This is a genomic window from Nonomuraea polychroma (genome assembly GCF_004011505.1).
GTDB lineage: Bacteria > Actinomycetota > Actinomycetes > Streptosporangiales > Streptosporangiaceae > Nonomuraea > Nonomuraea polychroma.
Window position 1 is genome coordinate 6,582,112 of record NZ_SAUN01000001.1, and the last position, 20,325, is coordinate 6,602,436.

The 20,325-nt window shown below is 70.1% G+C and carries 13 protein-coding genes; 6 read left to right on the forward strand and 7 right to left on the reverse strand.

What is annotated here, in order from left to right:
* Window positions 1–40: 40 nt before the first annotated feature.
* Window positions 41–880 carry an aminoglycoside adenylyltransferase domain-containing protein gene (locus EDD27_RS30005; protein ID WP_127935361.1) on the reverse strand — a complete coding sequence of 280 codons (840 nt, stop codon included), beginning with the start codon at window positions 878–880 and terminating at the stop codon, window positions 41–43.
* Window positions 881–1,045: 165 nt separating this feature from the next.
* On the opposite strand from EDD27_RS30005, the gene EDD27_RS30010 reads away from it, so the two are divergent.
* Window positions 1,046–2,056, forward strand: coding sequence for a MalY/PatB family protein (locus EDD27_RS30010; RefSeq protein WP_127935362.1), 1,011 nt, complete (start codon window positions 1,046–1,048; stop codon window positions 2,054–2,056).
* A 666-nt stretch (window positions 2,057–2,722) separates the two neighbouring features.
* On the opposite strand, the gene EDD27_RS30015 is transcribed toward EDD27_RS30010, so the two are convergent.
* Complete coding sequence (locus tag EDD27_RS30015) at window positions 2,723–5,869, reverse strand: S41 family peptidase (RefSeq protein ID WP_127935363.1); 3,147 nt, start codon at window positions 5,867–5,869, stop codon at window positions 2,723–2,725.
* Between the two features lie 99 nt (window positions 5,870–5,968).
* Here EDD27_RS30015 and EDD27_RS30020 point away from each other — a divergent pair, with 99 nt between their 5' ends.
* Window positions 5,969–6,322, forward strand: coding sequence for a hypothetical protein (locus EDD27_RS30020; protein WP_206642224.1), 354 nt, complete (start codon window positions 5,969–5,971; stop codon window positions 6,320–6,322).
* 50 nt (window positions 6,323–6,372) lie between these two features.
* On the forward strand, window positions 6,373–7,341 hold the full coding sequence (locus EDD27_RS30025; RefSeq protein WP_127935364.1) for a TIGR03557 family F420-dependent LLM class oxidoreductase: 969 nt from the start codon (window positions 6,373–6,375) through the stop codon (window positions 7,339–7,341).
* A 38-nt stretch (window positions 7,342–7,379) separates the two neighbouring features.
* On the opposite strand, the gene leuS is transcribed toward EDD27_RS30025, so the two are convergent.
* On the reverse strand, window positions 7,380–9,860 hold the full coding sequence (gene leuS, locus EDD27_RS30030; RefSeq protein ID WP_127935365.1) for a leucine--tRNA ligase: 2,481 nt from the start codon (window positions 9,858–9,860) through the stop codon (window positions 7,380–7,382).
* Between the two features lie 556 nt (window positions 9,861–10,416).
* On the opposite strand from leuS, the gene EDD27_RS30035 reads away from it, so the two are divergent.
* Window positions 10,417–12,069, forward strand: a complete 1,653-nt coding sequence (locus tag EDD27_RS30035; RefSeq protein ID WP_127935366.1) for a hypothetical protein — start codon at window positions 10,417–10,419, stop codon at window positions 12,067–12,069.
* A 3-nt stretch (window positions 12,070–12,072) separates the two neighbouring features.
* Here EDD27_RS30035 and EDD27_RS30040 read toward each other — a convergent pair whose 3' ends face one another.
* Complete coding sequence (locus EDD27_RS30040; RefSeq protein WP_127935367.1) at window positions 12,073–13,314, reverse strand: cytochrome P450; 1,242 nt, start codon at window positions 13,312–13,314, stop codon at window positions 12,073–12,075.
* 229 nt (window positions 13,315–13,543) lie between these two features.
* Here EDD27_RS30040 and EDD27_RS30045 point away from each other — a divergent pair, with 229 nt between their 5' ends.
* Window positions 13,544–14,677: a TRM11 family SAM-dependent methyltransferase gene (locus EDD27_RS30045; RefSeq protein WP_127935368.1), complete on the forward strand. Its 1,134-nt coding sequence runs from the start codon at window positions 13,544–13,546 to the stop codon at window positions 14,675–14,677.
* Window positions 14,678–14,680: 3 nt separating this feature from the next.
* Here the strand turns inward: EDD27_RS30045 and EDD27_RS30050 are convergent, their stop codons facing one another.
* From EDD27_RS30050 to EDD27_RS30060, 3 genes are all read right to left on the reverse strand, one after another.
* Window positions 14,681–15,520: an alpha/beta fold hydrolase gene (locus tag EDD27_RS30050; RefSeq protein WP_127935369.1), complete on the reverse strand. Its 840-nt coding sequence runs from the start codon at window positions 15,518–15,520 to the stop codon at window positions 14,681–14,683.
* A 187-nt stretch (window positions 15,521–15,707) separates the two neighbouring features.
* The gene (locus EDD27_RS30055; RefSeq protein ID WP_127935370.1) at window positions 15,708–16,961 is read right to left on the reverse strand and encodes a cytochrome P450; all 1,254 of its coding nucleotides are present in this window, start codon (window positions 16,959–16,961) and stop codon (window positions 15,708–15,710) included.
* 33 nt (window positions 16,962–16,994) lie between these two features.
* A complete protein-coding gene (locus EDD27_RS30060) occupies window positions 16,995–18,536 on the reverse strand; it encodes a GMC family oxidoreductase (RefSeq protein ID WP_127935371.1) in 1,542 nt (513 codons plus the stop codon).
* 125 nt (window positions 18,537–18,661) lie between these two features.
* Between EDD27_RS30060 and EDD27_RS30065 the strand changes: the two genes are divergently transcribed.
* Entirely contained in the window at window positions 18,662–20,200 is a 1,539-nt protein-coding gene (locus EDD27_RS30065) for a long-chain-fatty-acid--CoA ligase (RefSeq protein ID WP_127935372.1), read from the forward strand.
* Window positions 20,201–20,325: the final 125 nt, after the last annotated feature.

Below are 20,325 nucleotides of genomic sequence, written 5' to 3' on the forward strand. Positions count from 1 at the left end.
TGAGCGCATTCGTACCCCTGGGGCGGGCCGCCGTCAATCCCTAACGGGCGTACAGCTCGTGACCTGCACTGATCACCTGGTCGGCGAAGGCCAGCACGTCTCGCCGCCGCTCGAACGGGGAGCCGTACAGCGAGCGCCGGGGTGTGCCGAAGTGCTCGCCCAGCCCCGCGACCAGGCTTCCGAGCGAGGGGGTCGCGGTGTCGTCCGCACGTAGCCGCAGCGCCTCGTCGATCACGCGGTGCCAGCGCTCGGGGAACGCCTCCCGCGCATGCCGGGCCGCACCCGACTTGGAGGTGAGGTCGCCGGTCGCCAGCGTGTAGTGCAGCCGGGAGACGCCCGTGACGATCCACACGGTGGCGTACCCGCCCAGCGAGGCCAGCCCCCACGGGGAGAGCAGGCGTGAGGCCCGGGTCACCAGCCGCCGCCAGTAGCGGTCGAGATTGGCGTCGGTCCAGGCGGCGAGGACGGCCGGATCGCTCCAGATGTCGATCTCCGCCGGCTTGGGACCGCGGCAGGCGACGCCGTAGCGGGCCAGCGTGTGCCACGTGACCGGATTGACGCCGCCCTGGGGATTGAACTTGCCCGCGAGTGCCCACGGGCGCGTCCCCAGGTCCAAGGGGTTGCGACGGAGGTCGTCCCAGGTCAGGTAGACGCCTTCGAACGGGTGGGCGCCGAGGCTGGTGTGGATGCGTTCCAGCGTCTCGATCGGCGGCCCGGCGGCCGTCACCGCGACGAAGTCGACGTCGCTCGTGACAGGCCGGTAGTCGTCCAGCGCCGCCGACCCCTCCAGGTAGAGTCCTTCGACCAGCCCGGGCGCCGCCGCGTCAGCCACTGACAGGTACGTCTCAACGATCGCGTCGATCTTCGGGTGGGGCGTCATCACAGCTCAGCCTGCCACACATCGATGCCGCGACCTCATCACAATCCAAAATCCTAGAATGTCTGGGTGAATACCGCATACCGCCCAGAAGACCTCAAGGCACGAAATGATGGATTTAAGTGGGCAAAGGCGGGTCCTGGGGTCATTCCTGCATGGATCGCCGACATGGACCTCCCCACCGCGCCCGAGGTCATCGAGGCGCTCCGGCGCCGGGCCGGCGCCGACCTCGGCTACCCGGCCTGGCTGGACAAGCCCAACGCAGGGCCGCTGGCGGAGGCGTTCGCCGAACGTATGGCGGGCCGGTATGGCTGGTCGGCCGACCCGTCGCTGGTGCGATCGTTCAGCGACCTCAACCAGGCACTCCAGGTGCTGCTCCACGTCTGGACCAAGCCAGGCGACGGCGTGGCCGTGCACACCCCCGCCTACCACCCGTTCCTGACGACGCTGCAGCTCATGGAGCGTCCCCTGACGCCCATCCAGGCCGAGCCCGACGGCGAATCGTGGCGTTTCGAGGTGCCCGACCTGTCGGGCTGCCGGGTGCTGCTCCTGGTGAACCCGCACAACCCGACCGGCCGGGTGTTCACCCGCGAGGAGCTCACCGACCTGGCCGAGCAGGCCGAACGCCACGATCTGCTCGTCATCTCGGACGAGATCCATGCCGACCTCACTTTCGAGCCGCACCGGCACATCCCGTTCGCCACGATCCTCCCCGAACGCACCGTCACCCTCACGTCCGCGACGAAGGCGTTCAACCTGGGCGGCATCCGGGTCTCGGTCGCCCACCTCGGGCACCACGGGGTCCGAAAGGCCCTGGAGGCGCAGCCGCCCTTCGTGTACGGGTCCGCCAACCTGTTCGGGGTCGAGGCGACCGTGGCGGCGTGGCGGCACGGGGACGCCTGGCTGGAGGACGTTCGTGCCCTGCTGGATCGTCACCGGCACACGATCGCCGCCCGCCTGCCCGACACCTTCCGCTATCGGATCCCTCAGGCGACATATCTGGCGTGGCTGCATGTGGGGCGGACGGGGATGGCAGAGGTCATCGAACGGGAGGCCAAGGTGCTGCTGACGGACGGGGAGGGCTTCGGGCCCGGTGGGGCGGAGTACGTCCGCCTGAACTTCGCCACCAGCGAGTCCATCCTCGGCGAGATCCTCAACCGCCTGTCCGGCATCGGCTGACATCGTCCGCTGGCCACCCGCCCGCCGGCACCGGGTCGGCCGCTGCTGCCGGGCATACCGGACGGGCTGTGGGAGCGATGCGATCTCGTGGGCGCACCGGTCAGGCGCACCGGCCAAAGGCGGAAACGGCGGCTTTCGGCAGCTGCGAGCGGAATCGGGCGGTGGCGCCGAGTCCGGTGCTCCCCCGGCGTAAGAGCAGCCGCATAGGGAACCGGCCTCCCACATGCGGCGGTCGGCATGCACGGCCGCGGCCGGGTTGTGTCCGCGAGCGTTGCAGCCGAGCCTGCGGCAGAGGCATCCGTCGCGGCATTCGCGTCCAGCACTGACCGCAGACGCCTGGACAGCGGCAGTGCCCGACCGCATGCAGCCACGGCGCGCCGCCGCAGGCCATAGCGGCGCGGGCGACGCGTCGCAGGCCGTCGCGCCGCGGGCGGGCGGCGTAGCACGGGCGGCGCGATGCGGCGCGGACGTCGCCACGTGGGCGGCGCAGGCGTCACGGGCGTTGCCACGTGGGCGGCGCAGGCATCACGGCGCGCCGCCGCGGGCCATCGCGATGCGCCGCCGCGTCGCGGCGCAGGCGGCGCGGGCATCGCATCGCAGGCGGCGTGGGCGGCTCGGGCGGCGCGGGCGGCGCTCCGGGCCGTCGCGGCGCGCCGCCCCAGGGCGTCAGGGCAGGGGTGGCAGGTCGGGTGGGGTGGCGGGCGGGTTTTCGGCCAGGGCGGCGAGCGCGAGCTCGATCGCCTTCTCCAGCTGCGGATCCCGCCCCGCCACCCGATCCTGCGGCGTGATCACCACCTCGATGTCCGGATCCACCCCGTAATTCTCCACTCCCCACCCCGGCCCGTCGAGCCAGAACGAGTACCGGGGCTGGGTGACCCGGGTCCCGTCGACGAGGTTGTACCGGGAGTCGATCCCGATCACCCCGCCCCACGTCCGCGTTCCCACCAGCGGCCCGAGGCCGCGGTTCTTGATCCCCGCGCTCACGATGTCCCCGTCCGAGCCCGCGAACTCGTCGGCGATCGTCACGATCGGCCCCCGGGGTGAGTCCTTCGGATACCGCATGGGCTCGTACCCGCGGGCCCGCGCCCACCCGGTGACCTTTCGGGACAACTTCTCCAGGACCAGCTCCGACAGGTGCCCGCCGCTGTTCTCCCGCATGTCCACGATCAGCCCGTCGAAGGCCATCTCGGTACGCAGGTCGCGGTGGAACTGCGCCCACCCGGTCCCCACCATGTCCGGCACGTGCAGGTACCCGAGCCGCCCGTCCGACGCCTCCCGCACCATCGATCGCCGGCTCTCCACCCAGTCGTGGTACCGCAGCTGCGTCTCGTCCGCGATCGGGCTGACCACGACGCGGCGCGGGTCGCCGCCGGCGGCAGGCCGCACGGTGAGCTCGATGGGCTGGTTGGCGGTGCCCGCCAGGAGCGCGAGCGGTCCGCGTACGGGATCGACCGGACGTCCGCCCACCGCGATGATCGCGTCGCCCGGACGGACGGCGACGCCGGGGGCGAGCAGGGGCGAGCGGGCGGCGTGGTCGGAGGACTCCCCGGGCAGGATGCGTTCGACCCGCCACACACCGTCGGCGTCCCTGGTCAGGTCGGCGCCGAGCAGTCCCTGGCGGCGTCGGGGGTCGGCGCCGCCGTTGGGGGCGGCGGCGTAGGCGTGGGAGGTGCCCAGCTCGCCCTGTGCCTCCCAGAGCAGGTCGATCAGCTCGGAGTGGGCGCCGATGCGCTCGACGAACGCCGCGTACCGGTCGAGGACTCCCTGCCAGTCGACCCCGCCCATGTCCTCGCGCCAGAAGTGGTCGCGCATGAGCCGCCCGGCCTCCTGGAAGCCCTGGCGCCACTCGGCGACCGGGTCGATCTGGACGGTGATCCGGTCCAGGTCGATGGTGACGGTCTCGTCGCTTTCGCCGGCGGCGCGGGTCTGCAGGCCGTTCTTGCCGTTGGTGACCAGCCTGGAGCCGTCGCCGGTGACCTGGAACGAGCGCACCTCCTTCGCCAGCTCGCTCTTGGCCCGCTTCTTCAGGTCGTAGCGTTCCAGCACCGTCTCGTTCGCCGGCTCGCTGCCGTCCCCGACCTGACCGCTGATCGGGTAACGCAGCCAGAGCAGGGCGTCCTTGGCGGTGCGCAGGTTGCCGTACCGCCCGGCGGGCACCGGCACGGGCACCACGCGCGCGGAGAGCCCGTCCGGATCCACGTCGGTCCGCGGTGGCGCGTCGTCCTGTTTATCGTCCTTGTGCGGCTTGTCGTCCTCGCCGTTGAACCCGCGGCCCAACAGCGACGGGTCGAACGGCGAGGGCGTGTCGGCCCGCAACGGCACGATGTACGGCCGGCAGGCGTAGAGGAAGGACATGTCGAAGACGTGCGTGTCGTACACGGGGTCGAACGTCCGCGCCGACAGGAACGCCAGATACTTGCCGTCCTTGGTGAACACCGGGTCGTAGTCGGCGAACCGCACCGGCGTCACGTCGATCACCGACGTGCCGTCCACCCGTCCCATCCTGATCTGCGACAGCGGCCGGTCATGCGGGTGCTCCCAGGCCAGCCAGCTCGAGTCGGGCGAGAACGTCAGCCCGCTGACGTCCCCCTGCGTGGTGCGGTCGAGCTCCCGGATGGCGCCGGACTCGAGGTCGACGACCAGCAGCCGCCCGTCGTGCGTGGCGACGGCCGCGTGCTTGCCGTCGGGCGCGGCCTCCAGCTCCAGCACCCGCCCGAGCTGCCCGGCGGCCAGCGTGCGGATCTCGCCGCCGGGCGTGCCGATCTCCAGCCCGTCCTCGCCGCCGGCGTCCGACACCCAGATGGCGCGGCCGTCGCCGTCGAGGACGCGCGGCAGCCGTACGCGAACGCCGGGCTGGACACGCAGCGCGCCCGCGGGACCGTCGCGATGGGGCACCCAGTGCGCGGTGCCACGGATCTCGACCACGCTGGCCCGCCCGGTGGCGTCGGGCGCGTACGAGCCGACCCGCAGGGGCGCCGGCCGCGTGGCCCGCCCCGGCCGCGGCCCTCCAAGCCGGACGTCCAGCCGGTACGGCTCCGCGTCCAGGCTCTCCAGCAGCCACAGGTCCCCAGCGTGGCTGTAGATCACCCGCTGCCCGTCGCTGGTGGCGTGACGCGCGTAGAACTCCTCATGGGAGCTGTGCTTGCGCAGGTCGGAGCCGTCAGGCAGGGCGGAGTAGACGTTTCCGACCCCGTCGATGTCGGCCAGGAAGACGATCCGGTCCCCCACCCAGCTGACGGACCAGTATTGCGCCGTGCTGTCGGCGAACAACCTGGCGAACTCCCCGCTTCCGTCGGCGTCCACCCAGAGCTTGCCCGCGGTGCCGCCCCGGTAGCGCTTCCACATCGACGGCTCGCGCCACATCGGCGACACGGTGGCGACCCGCCCGTCGCTGACGGCGACGTCGCTGACCCATCCGTACGGGAGCCGCACCGCGGGTCCCCCGTCGAGCGGCACCGCGTTGGCCCAGGTCCTGACGCGAGAGCTCTGCCCGGTCGAGCTGATCGCCAGCACGTTTCCGTCATCGGTCCAGCCGCGCACCGCGGTGGTCGCGCTGCCCCAGTAGGTGAGCCGCTCTCCCTCAGGCCCGTCGATCTCGGCCGCGAACACCTCGGGAGCGCCCTCTCTGCCGCCGGTCCACGCGATGCGGCTGCCGTCGGGCGAGAACCGCGGCCCCGACACGGGCACCCGGTCCGCGGTGAAACGCCAGGCTCTTCCTCCCGCCAGCGGAGCCAGCCAGACATCGTCGTCGGCAACGAAGGTGACCAGGTCACCGTACAGATGCGGATATCTCAGGTATGCGCCGTTCGTCACAGCTGAACCCTAATGCCCGACACCAAGGCCAGCCCATGAATTCTCCTCCTGGCGGACCTGGCGAGTCATGCGAACGGTCAAGAACGGGCTGTGCCGGAAATGTGGGGGAAGGAGGACAAGACCAGCGCCGCCGACGACGCCGCCGCCGGCCTGCACGGCATGGCCACGGGCACGTACCCGTTCCTCGGCCGCATGGACCCGGCGGACTTCACCAGGCTGCTGTCGCGGGCAGAGATCGCGCTCGGCACCGCCCTGCTGCTGCCGTTCGTGCCGTCGTTGCCGGCCGGAGCCGCGCTGACCGGGTTCGCGGGCGGGCTGCTCGGCCTGTATCTCAAGACACCAGGCATGCGCCGCGAGGGGAGCCTGCGCCCGTCCGAGCTCGCCATCTCCAAGGACATCTGGCTGCCGGGCATCGGCCTGGGGTTGGTGCTGGAGGAGCTCGGCCATCGATGATCTCCGGCCCGCCGTCACTAATCCAGACAGCCCCGGGTAGGCGCGGACGCATGGTACAAATCGGCTACACGTTGATGTCCGAACAGACGCCGGCCCGCGAGCTCGTCGACTACGCGGCGACCGCCGAGCGGATCGGCTTCGACTACGCGGTCATCTCCGACCACTACTTCCCGTGGCTCGAGGAGATGGGGCACTCGCCCTACTGCTGGTCGGTGCTCGGCGCGGCAGCCCAGGTCACCGAGCGGATCCCGCTCATGACGTACGTGACCTGCCCCATCATGCGGTATCACCCGGCCGTGGTGGCGCAGAAGGCCGCCACGATGGGCGTGCTGAGCCAGGGCAGGTTCACGCTCGGCCTCGGCTCGGGCGAGAACCTGAACGAGCACGTCATCGGCGAGGGGTGGCCGCCCGTCGACACCAGGCACCGGATGTTCGCCGAGGCCATCGAGATCATCAAGGAGCTCTTCGGCGGCGGATACGTGACGTACCAAGGCGAGTTCTTCGACGTGGACTCGGCCAAGCTCTACGACCTTCCGGAGGAGCCCGTGCCGATCGGCATCGCCGCCTCGGGCGGGCAGTCGGCGGAGATCGCCGCCGCGTACGGCGACGTGCTGGTCGTCAACGAGCCGATGCCGGACGTCGTCCAGCAGTTCAACGCGGCGGGCGGCCAGGGCAAGCCGGTCTACGGCCAGCTTTCGCTCGCCTACGACACCGACCCGGAGGCCGCCAGGCAGCGCGCTCACCAATTGTGGCGCTGGGCGGCGGCCGGCGGCTGGAAGGTCATGGCCGAGCTGCCCGGGCCGGTCAACTTCGCCGCCGCGGCCAGCGCGGTACGGCCCGAGGACGTGGCCGAGACCGTGCCGTGCGGCAACGACGTGGACGCGGTCGTGCAGGGCGTGCGGAAGTTCGCCGACGCGGGCTACACGCACGTGGCGCTGGTCCAGATCGGGCACGACCAGCAGCAGCCCTTCTTCGACTGGGCGGAGAAGGAGCTGCTCCCGGCCTTGCGCGCCCTCTGAAACCGAGCGGAGCCGGCGCAGTGCCGGCTCCGCGGGTGTTACGGGACGATGTTGACCAGCTTGGGCGCCCGGACGATCACCTTGCGGGGCATGCCCGTCAGGTAAGCGGACACCTTCTCCGAGGCCAGGGCCAGCTCCCGCAGCTCGTCCTCGGAGATGTCCGGCGACACCTCCAGGCGGTCGCGTACCTTGCCCGCCACCTGCACCACGCAGGTGACCGACTCCCGCACCAGCAGCGCGGGGTCGGCGCTCGGCCAGCCGCCGAAGGCGACCGGGCCGGTGCGGCCCAGCCGCTCCCAGCCCTCCTCGGCGGTGTAGGGAGCCACCAGCGACAGCATGATCGCCAGCGTCTCGGCGGCCTCGCGGACGGCGGGGTCGCCGGGGCCGGGGCCCGCGTCGATGGCCCGGCGCGTGGCCGTGGTCAGCTCCATCATCCGCGCGACGGCCACGTTGAACTTGTAGGCCTCGACCTGCTTGGTGACCTCGTCGATCGTGCGGTGCGTGACCTTGCGCAGCTCGACGTCGCCGCCCTCGACCGGCACGCCGGGCTCGCTGGTCACCTCCGACATCACCCGCAGCGCCCTGGCCAGGAACTTCTGCGAGCCCAGCGGCGAGACGTCCGCCCAGTCGATGTCGTCCTCGGGCGGCCCGGCGAACACCATGGTGAACCGCACGGCGTCGACGCCGAACGCGTCGATCTGCTGGCCCAGGTCCACGCCGTTGCCCAGGGACTTCGACATGGCCTTGCCGCCGTTGATCACCTGCCCCTGGTTCAGCATGCGCTCGAACGGCTCGCTGAAGTCCACCATGCCCATGTCGAACAGGACCTTGGTGAAGAAGCGCGAGTACAGCAGGTGCAGCACCGCGTGCTCGATGCCGCCCACGTATTGGTTGATCGGACCCCACTTGCGCACCTGCTCGGGGTCGAACGGGCCGTCGGTGTAGCCCGGGGAGCAGTAGCGCAGAAAATACCAGGACGAGTCGACGAACGTGTCCATCGTGTCGGTGTCGCGCTGGGCGCGCCCGCCGCACTTGGGGCACTCGACGTTGACCCAGTCGGTAGCACTGGCCAGCGGGGACACGCCCTTGGGCGACAGCGCCTCGCCGCGCAGGTCGGGCAGCGTGACGGGCAGCTGCTCGTCCGGTACGGGGACCTCACCGCAGTCGGGGCAGTGGATGATCGGGATCGGCGTGCCCCAGTAGCGCTGCCGGGACAGCAGCCAGTCGCGCAGCCGGAAGTTGATCGCGCCGGTGCCCTTGCCGTCGCGCTCCAAGACCTCGATGATCTTGCGGATGGCCTCGGTCTTGCTCAGCCCGTCCAGCGGCCCCGAGTTGACCAGCGTGCCCTCGCCGGGCGTGGCCTCGCCCGTCTCACCGGGATCGGCCAGGCCGGTGTGCACGACGACCTTCACCGGCAGATCGAACTTCAGGGCGAAGTCCAGGTCGCGCTGGTCGTGGGCGGGCACGGCCATGATGGCGCCGTGGCCGTAGTCGGACAGCACGTAGTCGGCCGCCCAGACCGGGATGCGCTCGCCGTTGACCGGGTTGATCGCGTAGCGGCCCAGGAAGACGCCGGTCTTCTCCTTGTCGGTGGCCAGCCGCTCGATGTCGCTCAGCCGGGCGACCTCGGCGCGGTAGGCCTCGAACGCCTCCCGCTGCTCGTCGGTGACGATCTCTTCGGCCAGCGCGGCGTCCGCGGCGACGACGAAGAACGTGGCCCCGAACAACGTGTCGGGGCGCGTCGTGTAGACGTGGACCGGCTCCTCGCGCCCCTCGATCTCGAACAGCACGTCGGCGCCCTCGGAGCGGCCGATCCAGTTGCGCTGCATGGTCAGCAGCCGCTCCGGCCAGCCGTCCAGCAGGTCCATGTCGTCCAGCAGCCGCTGCGCGTAGTCAGTGATCTTGAAGTACCACTGCGTCAGCTCGCGGCGGATGACGTCGGCGCCGCAACGCTCGCACTTGCCGGCCACGACCTGCTCGTTGGCCAGCACCGTCTGGTCGTTGGGGCACCAGTTGACCAGTCCGCCCTTGCGGTAGGCCAGGCCGCGCTCGAAGAAGCGGTTGAACAGCCACTGGTTCCAGCGGTAGTAGTCGGGGTCGCTCGTGTGCAGGCGGCGCGACCAGTCGAAGGCGATCCCGTAGCGCCTGAACGAATGGGCCTGCGTCTCGATGTTGGCGTAGGTCCACTCGGCCGGGTGGGCGTTGCGCTTGATCGCTGCGTTTTCCGCGGGCAGGCCGAAGGAGTCCCAGCCGATCGGGTGCAGGACGTTGTAGCCCTTCTGCATCCAGTAGCGCGCGACGACGTCGCCGATGGCGAACACCTCACCGTGGCCCATGTGCAGGTCGCCCGACGGGTAGGGGAACATGTCGAGCATGTAGCGCCGCTCGCGGGGGTCGGCGGGGTCTTCGCTTGCCCGGTAGGGCTCCTGCTCCTCCCAGCGCTGCAGCCACTTGGCCTGCAGAGCCTGCGGGTCGTACTCACTCACGGCTAATGTCCTTCTGGCTTGACTCGGACCCATAAGAAAACCCCCCGTACAGACAACGAGGGGTAGCCGCGACGGCGAGATCTCAGGGCCGTCGCGGCCCGCTAAGAAGCAGGGTCGCGGAACGCATGTGTCAAGCCTAGCGCACCTCTTCGGATGAATGCAGGCACTCGATCGAGGTGCGAGGGCACAATGGGTCCTTCAGGTCCGGCGAGACCTGATGGTGATGTATCCGTTGTGACCTCATTCGTCCCTCAAGAATACCCTTGTCACCGTGGTGTACCGAGCTGAGCCTGATCGACCGGAGGAGGCCCTGCCCATGCAGGATCCGCCCACCGATCCTTATGGCTTCGCTCGTTTCCCTGCGGAACCACCTGCATCTCCTGGAAAATCCCATGAGATCATGCCTGGTACGTCAAATCCGGATATAAGGGTTGATCCGGACACAACTTCGGGAGGGCCGGCAGCAATGGCAACGGATAATTCCGGACCTCACCTGCCCTGGCCGGAGTCGCCAGCTTCCCCATGGCCCGGCTCGTCCGCGGCCGAGGGCCCTTCCTCCCGGTCCGGCTCCCCGGCCTCCGAGGTGCCCATGTCGTGGCCGGAGGCCCCGAGACCGGCCGCGCACCAGAGCCCCGCCTGGCCGGAACCGCCGCGCCAGGACGGCGCCTGGCCCGAGCCGCCGCGCGCCGAGCCCCGTCGTGACGCCCCTCGCCAGGACACCGGCCCGTCCTGGCCCGAGCCACCCCGTCAGGACGCCGGCTGGCCCGAGGCGCCGCGGAAGGACGCCGACTGGCCGGAGCCGCCGCGCCAGGACGTGCCGATGTCCTGGCCGGAGCCGCAGGACGTGCCGATGTCCTGGCCGGAGCCGCAGGACGTGCCGACGTCGTGGCCCGAGGCCGCGCCGCAGGGTGCCGCCGGGCCGTCCGCCCCGCGTGCCGATGCCCAGACCGGCCCCCGTGCCGATGCCTTGATCGACTCTGGCGGCGCGCAGCCTCCCGTGCCGGATCCGGTGCCCGCGTGGGCCCAGCCGCCGACCCCGGCCCCCGGCGCCTGGTCCAACCTGTCCGCCCCGGCCCCCTGGCCGCAGGGCGAGCGCGGCCAGGGAACCGAGGCGCCGGACCAGCGCGCGGCAGCGTACGACCAGGCCGCCTCGGCCGGACTCCCGCCGCACGACGCGCCGTCCGCACCCCACGGCCCACCGCCCCAGCCCCACCCCGCCGACGAACGTACGGCCATGTACGCCCAGCATCCCGAGAACCTGCTCAACGAACGCGCGGTCCCCTCCACCCCTATGGACTCCACCCAGATAGGCACGCCCCCCACCGAGGACGGCAACCAGCCTCAGGGCCCCCGCCCGGGCTCGAACCTGAGCCGTGACCCCTCCGACCCGGAGCACCGGTTCGTGACGGCGGGCCAGATCAGCGGCTCCCGCACCCCTCCGCCCGAGCGCCAGCAGGAGCTCTGGAACACCGTCTTCGGCGAGAACTACCAGGCCATGGGCGATCAGGAGTCCCTGGACGACGAGGACGAGGGCAGGCCGGTCTGGATCTACGCGCTCGGCGGTTCGGTGGCGGTGGCCCTGGTCATCGCGCTGTTGTGGGCGTTCCTCGCGGGCCCGCTGGCCGGCGAGGAGCCCAGCTCCGCCGTCACCTCCGGCCAGCCCACGGCCGCGGCGAAGCCGAGCGCCACCAAGTCCTCGACGACGATCGGCAAGCTGCCCGCATATCCCGGCAAGGCCTCTCCCGTCCTCGGCAGGGTGCCGGACGCCGCCGCGGGGATCTCCGTCCCCCGTCTCGGCGGCAAGTGGCAGCTCGACCAGCGTGCCACGGTCAAGGCCACCTACGGCTTCGACACCCGCCAGTACGTCCAGGTCGCGCCCGAACGGTACGCCCAGATCATGTCGGGCCCGCTCATGCCGAAGCTGGCCTCGTATTACGAGCAGGACAACCTGGAGCCGGTCATCAAGCAGGTGGTGCTGACCGCCCGCAAACGTTTCTTCCCGGCGGACAACAAGGTCCGCAAGATCGCCCAGCAGTCGATCAAGGTGGGCGACCAGACGGGCCGGCTCATCGCGTACTCGCTGACGTCGGAGACCGAGAAGGCCACGATCGTCACGATGGCGATCAACACGGGCGGCAGCGTCCCGGCGATCGTCTACATGTCGATCCCGTCGGACAGCAAGCAGCTCCTGCCCGACATCCGCACGGTGATGAACCAGCTCAGGCTCTCCACGCAGGGCTAGCCGCTAGAACGTGCACTCCATGTGCTTGATGCCGTTGATGAACATGGAGTGCAGCCGGTCCGGCTTGCCCGCCTCGATGTGCGGGATCCGGCGCAGCAGCTCGCGGAACATCATCGTGATCTCTCGCCGGGCCAGGTGCGAGCCGAGGCAGAAGTGCGGGCCCGGTCCGCCGAACCCGACGTGCGGGTTGGGGGTGCGGGTGATGTCGAAGCGGTACGGGTTGTCGAACACGGACTCGTCCCGGTTCGCGGCCCAGTAGAACAGCACCGCCTTCTCGCCCTTGCGGTAGAGGTTGCCGTTCATCTCGAAGTCCCTGGTGACCTTGCGGCGCATGAAGTTCACCGGGGACGCGAGGCGGACAATCTCCTCCACGGCCCCGGGGGCATGCCCGTCGAGGTCCCGCAGCCAGAGCGCGCGCTGGTCGGGGTTCTTGGTGAGCAGGCGCAGGCCGTACGAGATGGCGTTCCTCGTGGTCTCGTTGCCGGCCACGACCAGCAGGATGAAGAACGACCCGAGCTCCTGCATCGACAGCCGCTCGCCGTCGATGTTGGCGTTGACCAGGGACGACGTCAGGTCGTCGGTGGGGTGGTCGGCACGGTGCGCGGCCAGGTCCTGCACCAGCTGCTGCAGCTCCATGCCGGCGTTGAGCAGGCGGGTGGCGATCTCGCTGACGTCGGCGCCGCCGTATTCGGCGTCGAAGCCGCCGAGGATCGTGTTCGAGCGGTCGAAGACGAACTTGTAGTCGCGCTCCGGGATGCCCATCATGTCGCAGATGATCTTCAGGGGCAGGCGGGCGGCCACCTCCGTCACGAAGTCGCAACCGGGCCCCTTGGCGAGGAGGTCGTCCACGATGCCGACGGCCGCCGCCTCGACGTCCGACTCGAACTGCTTGATCATCTTGGGGGTGAACGCGCGGGAGACGATCCTGCGGAGCCTGGCGTGCCGCGGGTCGTCCATGTTGATCATCGAGCCGAAGTACTCGGCGAACTCCGCCGGCATGTCCGGGATGCCCGTGGCGCCGCCGTCGCCCGAGCAGAAGATCTCCGGATTGCGGCTGGCCTCCAGGATGTCGGCGTGCTTGACCAGCGCGTAGTAACCCGGCCCCTTGGGGGCGAAGCCGATGTCCATCTCCTCGAAGAACGCGGGGGTCGCGCGGGATCGCAGTCGGTCGAAGGCCTCCCCGCGCTGCTCCATGGGCCTGGCCCAGAAGTCACGGTCCGACAGGTCGAAGTCGAGGACGCTCATAGGGCCATCATTCGGAAAAGTGGCTACTTACGTCAATGGTTATGACGTACGCCGTACGTAGGGTGGAAAACCCGTGGCAGCCCGTGGCGGCCCGGCCCTAAGGTGATCTCCATGACCTTCTTCTACCTGCGTTAGCGATCCCGTCGGCGGTTCGCGGACATCCCACCGCCGGCGATGCGGGACGGCTGAGCGACCGCCGTCCCGAGGTCGCGACGTGGGAGAAGGACACGTGCATACTTTTGCCGTGGCCAGGGCGGTGCACGGCATCGAGCCCCTGGTGGCCACGGAGATTCGGCGTTCCCGGCTGGGCGTGGTGCGCGGGGTGCGGCATCGAGAGGTGTGGTTCGAGGCCACGGACGAAGCCGGGCTCCTGGGATTGCGTACGGCATCCATGGGACTGCGTACGGCGGACGATGTCCTGCTGGCCGGCGCGGTGGTGGACGGGATCGGCCCGCGCCGCTCGGCGCTCGCCCGGCTGGCGGAGGCGGCGCGGGGCGTGGACGCGGTCCGGCTGGCGCGTCTGGGCGGCGGGCGGCCGGGCGCGGGCGGTGGCGGGCTGGAGGTGTCGGCGTCGTTCGTCGGGCGGCGCAATTACACGAGGTTCGAGATCGAGGACGCGGTCGGGGGCGAGCTGGCGCGGTCGCTGCGGGTGCGGTACCACTCCAGGGCGGCGGGAGGGCGGCCGCCGTCGGACGCGATGTCGTGGCGGGTCACGATCGAGGGCGAGCAGGCGGTCATCGCGCTGCGGCCGGCCCACCGGCCGCTGCACCGCAGGCCGTACAAGACGGCGTCCATCCGGGGCACGCTCCATCCGCCGGTAGCGGCCGCCATGGCGGAGCTGGCGCGGCTGGAGGGCGCCGGCACGGTGCTCGACCCGTGCTGTGGCGCGGGCACCACGCTCATCGAGGCCCACGCTCTCGCGCCGCAGGTGCGGCTGCTGGGCTTCGATCACGACCCGGCCGCGCTCGCGGCCGCCGCCGCCAACGCACGCGCCGCCCTGGACGCCTCTGATCCTTCGGCCCGGGACGGGCGGCGTGCGGCGAGCGCGTCACCATCCCAGGGCGACGGGGCGGCGTTCGGGTGGGTCCTGGCGGATGGGGGGCGGATCCCGGCGCCCGACGGCAGCGCCGATCGGGTGCTGGTGAACCCGCCCTGGGGACGCCAGGTGCCGCCGAGGGGGCTGCTCGCCCGGGACCTCGGCCTGCTGTGGCGTGAGGTGCGGCGGGTCCTGGCCGCCGACGGGCTGGCCGTGGCGCTGGTCCACGACGGGATCCCGCACGGGTTCGCCGTGGAGGAGGCGATCCGGGTGAGCCTGTCGGGCCGGCACCCGGTGATCGCGGTCCTGCGCAAGGGCCGCGGATGATGCTCAGGAGGCGGGGCCGAGCCAGTCCAGGATCAGGCGGTTGACCTCGGCGGGCCGTTCGAGGTGGAGGAAGTGACCGACGTCCCCCACCAGCTCGGCCCGCGAGCCTGCCGGAAGGTGGCTGAGCACGTCCTTGACCAGGTCGGCGCCCAGGCAGCCGTCCTTGGCGCCGTGCAGGTAGAGGACGGGCCCCGTCACCCCGGGCTCGACGGCGGGGTAGCGGCCGGACCGCGGCGTGGTGCCCAGCATGGCCCGGTAGTAGCCGAGGGCCGCGCTCAGGTTGGCGGGCGCGCCGATGCTGCGCCGTACGAACTCCAGGTCCTCGCTCGCGTCGTATCCCGGGGACCAGTCGCGCCACAGGTTCTCGAGGAAGCCCGGGCCCGCGGCGGCCGTCTCCGCCAGGGCGGTCTGGAAGAGGAAGATGTAGAACGAGCGCTTGAGCTGTTCGTAGTCGAGGAACGTGCCGGCCAGCGATCCGGGCGGCGGCACCGCGAGCGTGACCGCGCGGCGGAAGCGGCCGGCCAGGGGGTAGACGGGGAAGGCGCCCCAGTCGTGCCCGATGATGACCGCGTCGGCGTCACCGCCGAGCTCCTCGTGCAGGGCACGGACGTCGGCGACCAGCGCGGCGTCCTCGTACGCGCCGTCGGCCGGGACCTCGGTGGGCGCGTAACCGCGCATGAACGGCGCGACCGCGCGGTAACCGCGCTCGGCCAGCGCCGGCATCAGGTGGCGCCACGTGTGCGCGGTGTCGGGAAAGCCGTGCAGGCACAGCGCGAGCGGCCCTTCACCGACGGTTAGATACGCGAACTCCACCCCATTGGCGTGGATAGTCCTGATCTCCATGACTGCGAAACCTAGCATTCGGTCAGTCCCGGGAGTACCACTATTCAAGGGGTCCCCTCATCACGAGGAGACGCGCATCCGACGGGGATGGGTGCTCGCTCTCGCCTCCATGACGATCGTGCTCGTGGTGGTGGACATGACCGCCGTGATGTCCGGGGTCAGCGGCGAGAATCGATCACAGAGGCGGTCAGAAGGTGTAACGCAGGTGTTTGACGCCGTTGATGAAGTTGGACAGCAGGAAGTCGGGTTCGCCGATGGACCTGAGGCGGGGCAACCGAGTGAACAGCTCGCGGAACATCACGGTCATCTCCCTGCGCGCCAGGTGCGCGCCCAGGCAGTAGTGCGGCCCGGGCCCGCCGAACCCGACGTGCGGGTTGGGGTCGCGGGTGATGTCGAACGTGTCCGGGTCCGAGAAGACCGCCTCGTCGCGGTTGGCGGAGTTGTAGAAGAGCAGCACCTTGTCGCCCTTCCGGTACGAGGTGCCGTTCATCTCGTAGTCCTGCGTCAGCGTGCGGCGGAACTGAATCACCGGCGTGGCATATCGGATGACCTCGTCGCACGCGGTGCCGATGAGCCCTTCGAAATTCCCGAGCAGGAACGCGCGCTGGTCGGGATGGTCGGTGAAGAGCTTGAGCCCGTACGCGATCGCGTTGCGGGTGGTCTCGCTGCCCGCCACCACGAGGAGGATGAAGAACGACCCCAGTTGTTGCGGGGTGAGCCTCTCCTCGCCGTTGACCAGCAGGCTGACCAGGTCGCCCGTGGGCCGCTTGCGCCGCTCGTCGCCCAGGCGGGCGGCCAGCCGGTTGAGCGTGTATCCGGCGCGCAGCAGCTTGGCCAGGCCCTTGGCGACGTTGCGGCGGGTGAGGTCGGGGGCGACGCCGGTGTACTCGGGGTCGGAGTTGCCCAGGATGACGTTGGTCTGCTGCAGCACCATGTCATGAGCTTCCGCCGGGATCCCCATCATGTCGCAGATGACCCGCACGGGGAGCTTCGCGGCCACTTGGGCGACGAAGTCGCGCGGCCCTTCCTCGATCGCCCGATCCACGATCTCCGCGGCGGCCCGGGCGAGGTCCTCCTCCATCTTCGCCAGGATGCGCGGCGTGAACGCCCTCGACACGATCCGACGTAACCGAGCGTGCCGCGGGTCGTCCATGTTGATCATCGAGCCGAAGTACACGCTCAGCCAGCGTGGCATGTCGGGGATGCTGTTGGAGCACGGCTCGCTGCTGAACACGGCCGCATTCCTGCTGGCCTCGATCACGTCGGCGTGGCGGACGAGGGCGTAGAAACCCGGCCCGCCGCCGATGAACGGCACGATCTGCTCCCGCATGAAGACCGGGCGGTCCATCTGCCTCAGCCTGCGGAAGGCCTCCATACGCTCGGACTGCGGCAACCCCCAGAACGGGATCTGCGACAGGTCCAGGTCTGCGGACAGCGTCATACCAGACAAGCCTTCTGCAAGTGGTCACTTACGTCAAGAGGAATGGATCAGATCGGCCCCCTTTTCGCCGATCATGATAGCGGGGGCATGGGTGTGGCCGCGGTTCAGCGTCGGCATGATCGACACGTCCACCACGCGCAGCCCCTCGACCCCGCGCACCCGCAGGGAGGGGTCAACGACCGAGGCGTCGTCGGCGCCCATGCGGCACGTGCCGACCGGGTGGTAGAGGGTCTCGCCGCGCTCGCGTACCCACTGGGCGAGCTCCTCATCGCTCTCCGGACCCCAGTACGGTGCCATCGGCCCGCCCGCGTACGGCTTCATCGCGGTGGTGGCGAACACCTGCTTGGCCGTCTTCAGGCCCGCGACCAGCCGCTTGACGTCGGCCTCCTCGCTCAGGTAGGCGGGGTCGATCACCACGTCCCTGCCGTTCAGCCCGATCCTGCCGCGGCTCTCCGGCTGCAGCAGCACGACGCCGACGGTGATCCCGTGACCGGTCGGCGGGGTGAGGCCGTGGTCCTTGAAGGGCACCGGGGCGAAGATCAACTCGACGTCGGGCGCGGGCTCCTCGGCCGAGGTCCTGATGAACGCGACCGCCTCCCCCACGTTGGAGGTGAGCATGCCGGAGCGCAGCACGATGTACCGCAGCAGGTTGCCGATGGACTCGGCCTTGGTCAGCGTGACCGGTTGCCTGCACTCGATGTAGACGCCGCTCGCGAGGTGGTCCTGCAGGTTCTTGCCGACCTCGGGCAGGTCGTGCACGACCTCGACCCCGGCGTCCCGCAACTCGCTCGCCGCGCCCACGCCGGAGCGCATGAGCAGGTACGGCGAGCCGATCGCGCCCGCGGACAGGATGACCTCGCGCCTGGCCTTGACCTGGGCGCCGCCGCCGTGCTGGATGCCGATCGCACGCCGGCCGTCGAACAACACCCGGTCGACGGTCGTCCCCGTGATCACCGTGAGGTTCGGCCGCCCGGCCGCCGGACGCAGGTACGCGTCGGCGGCGCTCCACCTGCGGCCGCGGTTCTGGGTGACGGGGGTGGGGCTGTAGCCCTCGTTGGAGCGCCCGTTGAGTTCGCCCAGCCGCTCGAAGCCGAGCTCCTCACAGGCTTTGAGGAAGGCCGCGGTGGTGACGTTGGGGCTGCGCAGCTCCGAGATGTACAGCGGGCCGGAGGTGCCGTAGACGTTGCCCTGGTTGCTGCCGACGCGGTGCTCGGCCTTGGTGAAGTACGGCAGGACGTCGTCGTACGACCAGCCGGGGATGCCCCACTGGTCGTAGTCCAGCTGGCAGCCGCGCACCCACATCTGGGCGTTGAGCGAAGAGGAGCCGCCGATGACCCGGCCGCGCGGCCAGTAGAGCTCCCGGCCGGACATCTCGCCCTGCTTGGCCGTCGTGTAGTTCCAGTCGTATTCGGTCTTGAACAGCTTGGCGAAGCCCGCGGGCATGCGGATCTCCAGCTTGTCGTCCTGGCCGCCCGCCTCGACCAGCGCGACCGAGACGTTTGGGTCCACAGAGAGCCTGTTGGCCAGCACGCAACCCGCGGAACCGGCGCCGACGATCACGTAGTCGTACTCCATGACCCCTTGCTTACTCCAGGCGACCGGGCGCGTCCATATGCAGTTGTAACCTCTGTTACCTACCAGTCGGTATGAGGTCGCTGGTTAGATGGCGCCGAAGGCGGCTGAAGAGGGAGGAAGGCGTCATGCTCAACCTGTCGATCGTCCTGGAGGACAGCGCCAGGAACAATCCGGACGGCACGGCCATCGTCTTCGGCGACATGCGACTGCCGTACTCGATGATCGACACGATCGCCAACCAGGTCGCGAACCTGCTGGTGGCGCGCGGGATTCAGAAGGGCGACAAGGTCGCGCTGGCCTGCCCGAACCTGCCGTACTTCCCGTTCGTCTATTTCGGCATCCTGAAGGCCGGCGCGACGGTGGTGCCGCTGAACGTGCTGCTCCAGTCGCGCGAGATCGCCTACCATCTCGACGACAGTGACGCCAAGGCGCTGTTCTGCTTCGAGGGCACGCCCGAGCTGCCGCTGGGCGAGCGTGGCAAGAGCGGGTTCGAGGCCGCGGCGGGATGCGAGCACTTCTTCGTGCTGCCCGCGACGCCGCTCGCGACCGAGTCCGAATACGGCGAGTCGATCTGGGCGGCGCTGGGCGGGACGGCGAACACGTTCGAGACCGTGCAGACGGCGCCCGACGACACCGCGGTGATCCTCTACACCTCAGGCACCACCGGCCAGCCCAAGGGCGCCGAGCTCAGCCATCAGAACATGCTGATGAACGCCATGGTCAGCGACAAGATGTTCCCGTCCGGCGGGGAGGACGGCGACACGTACCTGGCCGTGCTGCCGCTGTTCCACTCCTTCGGCCAGACCGTCGTCATGAACACCGGCTTCCTGCGCGGCGCCACCGTCGTGCTGATGCCGCGCTTCGACCCGGGCGAGGCGCTGGCGATCATGGTCAAGGAGAACGTGACCTTCTTCGCCGGGGTGCCCACCATGTACTGGAGCATGCTCACCAAGATCCACGCCGAGGGAGCGGAGGTGCCCCGGTCGCTGCGCGTGGCGGTCGCGGGCGGCGCGTCGTCGCCGGTGGAGGTGCTCAAGGACTTCGAGACGACGTTCGGCATCGGCATCCTTGAGGGGTACGGGCTGTCGGAGACCTCGCCGGTGGCCAGCTTCAACCAGCCCGGCCGGCCGACCAAGCCGGGTACGGTCGGCACCCCGATCTGGGGCGTGGAGATGAAGCTGATCGACGGCGACTGGAAGACCGTGGAGGGCGAGGGCCCCGGCGAGATCGCCATCCGCGGGCACAACATCATGAAGGGCTACTACGGCCGTCAGGAGGCGACGGCGGAGGTCATGAAGGACGGCTGGTTCCGCACCGGCGACATCGCGACGCGGGACGCGGACGGCTACTACTCCATCATCGACCGGGCCAAGGACATGATCATCCGCGGCGGGTTCAACGTCTACCCGCGCGAGCTCGAAGAGGTCCTGACGACCCACGAGGCCGTGTCGCTGGCCGCCGTGGTGGGGGTCGCGCACGAGTCACTCGGCGAGGAGGTCAAGGCGTACGTGATCCGCACGCCGGGCGTCACGATCACCGAGGACGAGCTGATCGCCTGGGCCAAGGAGAACATGGCCGCCTACAAGTACCCGCGGATCATCGAGTTCCGCGACAGCCTGCCGATGACGGCCACGGGCAAGATCCTCAAGCGCGAGCTCCGGTAACCGGTCCTTCGGAAGGCGCGGGCGGGTCTGTCCGCGCCTTCCGCGTGTCTGGACTGGCGATCATGGCGATCTCCGGGGGCAGAGGGCGTCGTCGCCGGCATGGGGCTGGTAATGGGGATGAAGGC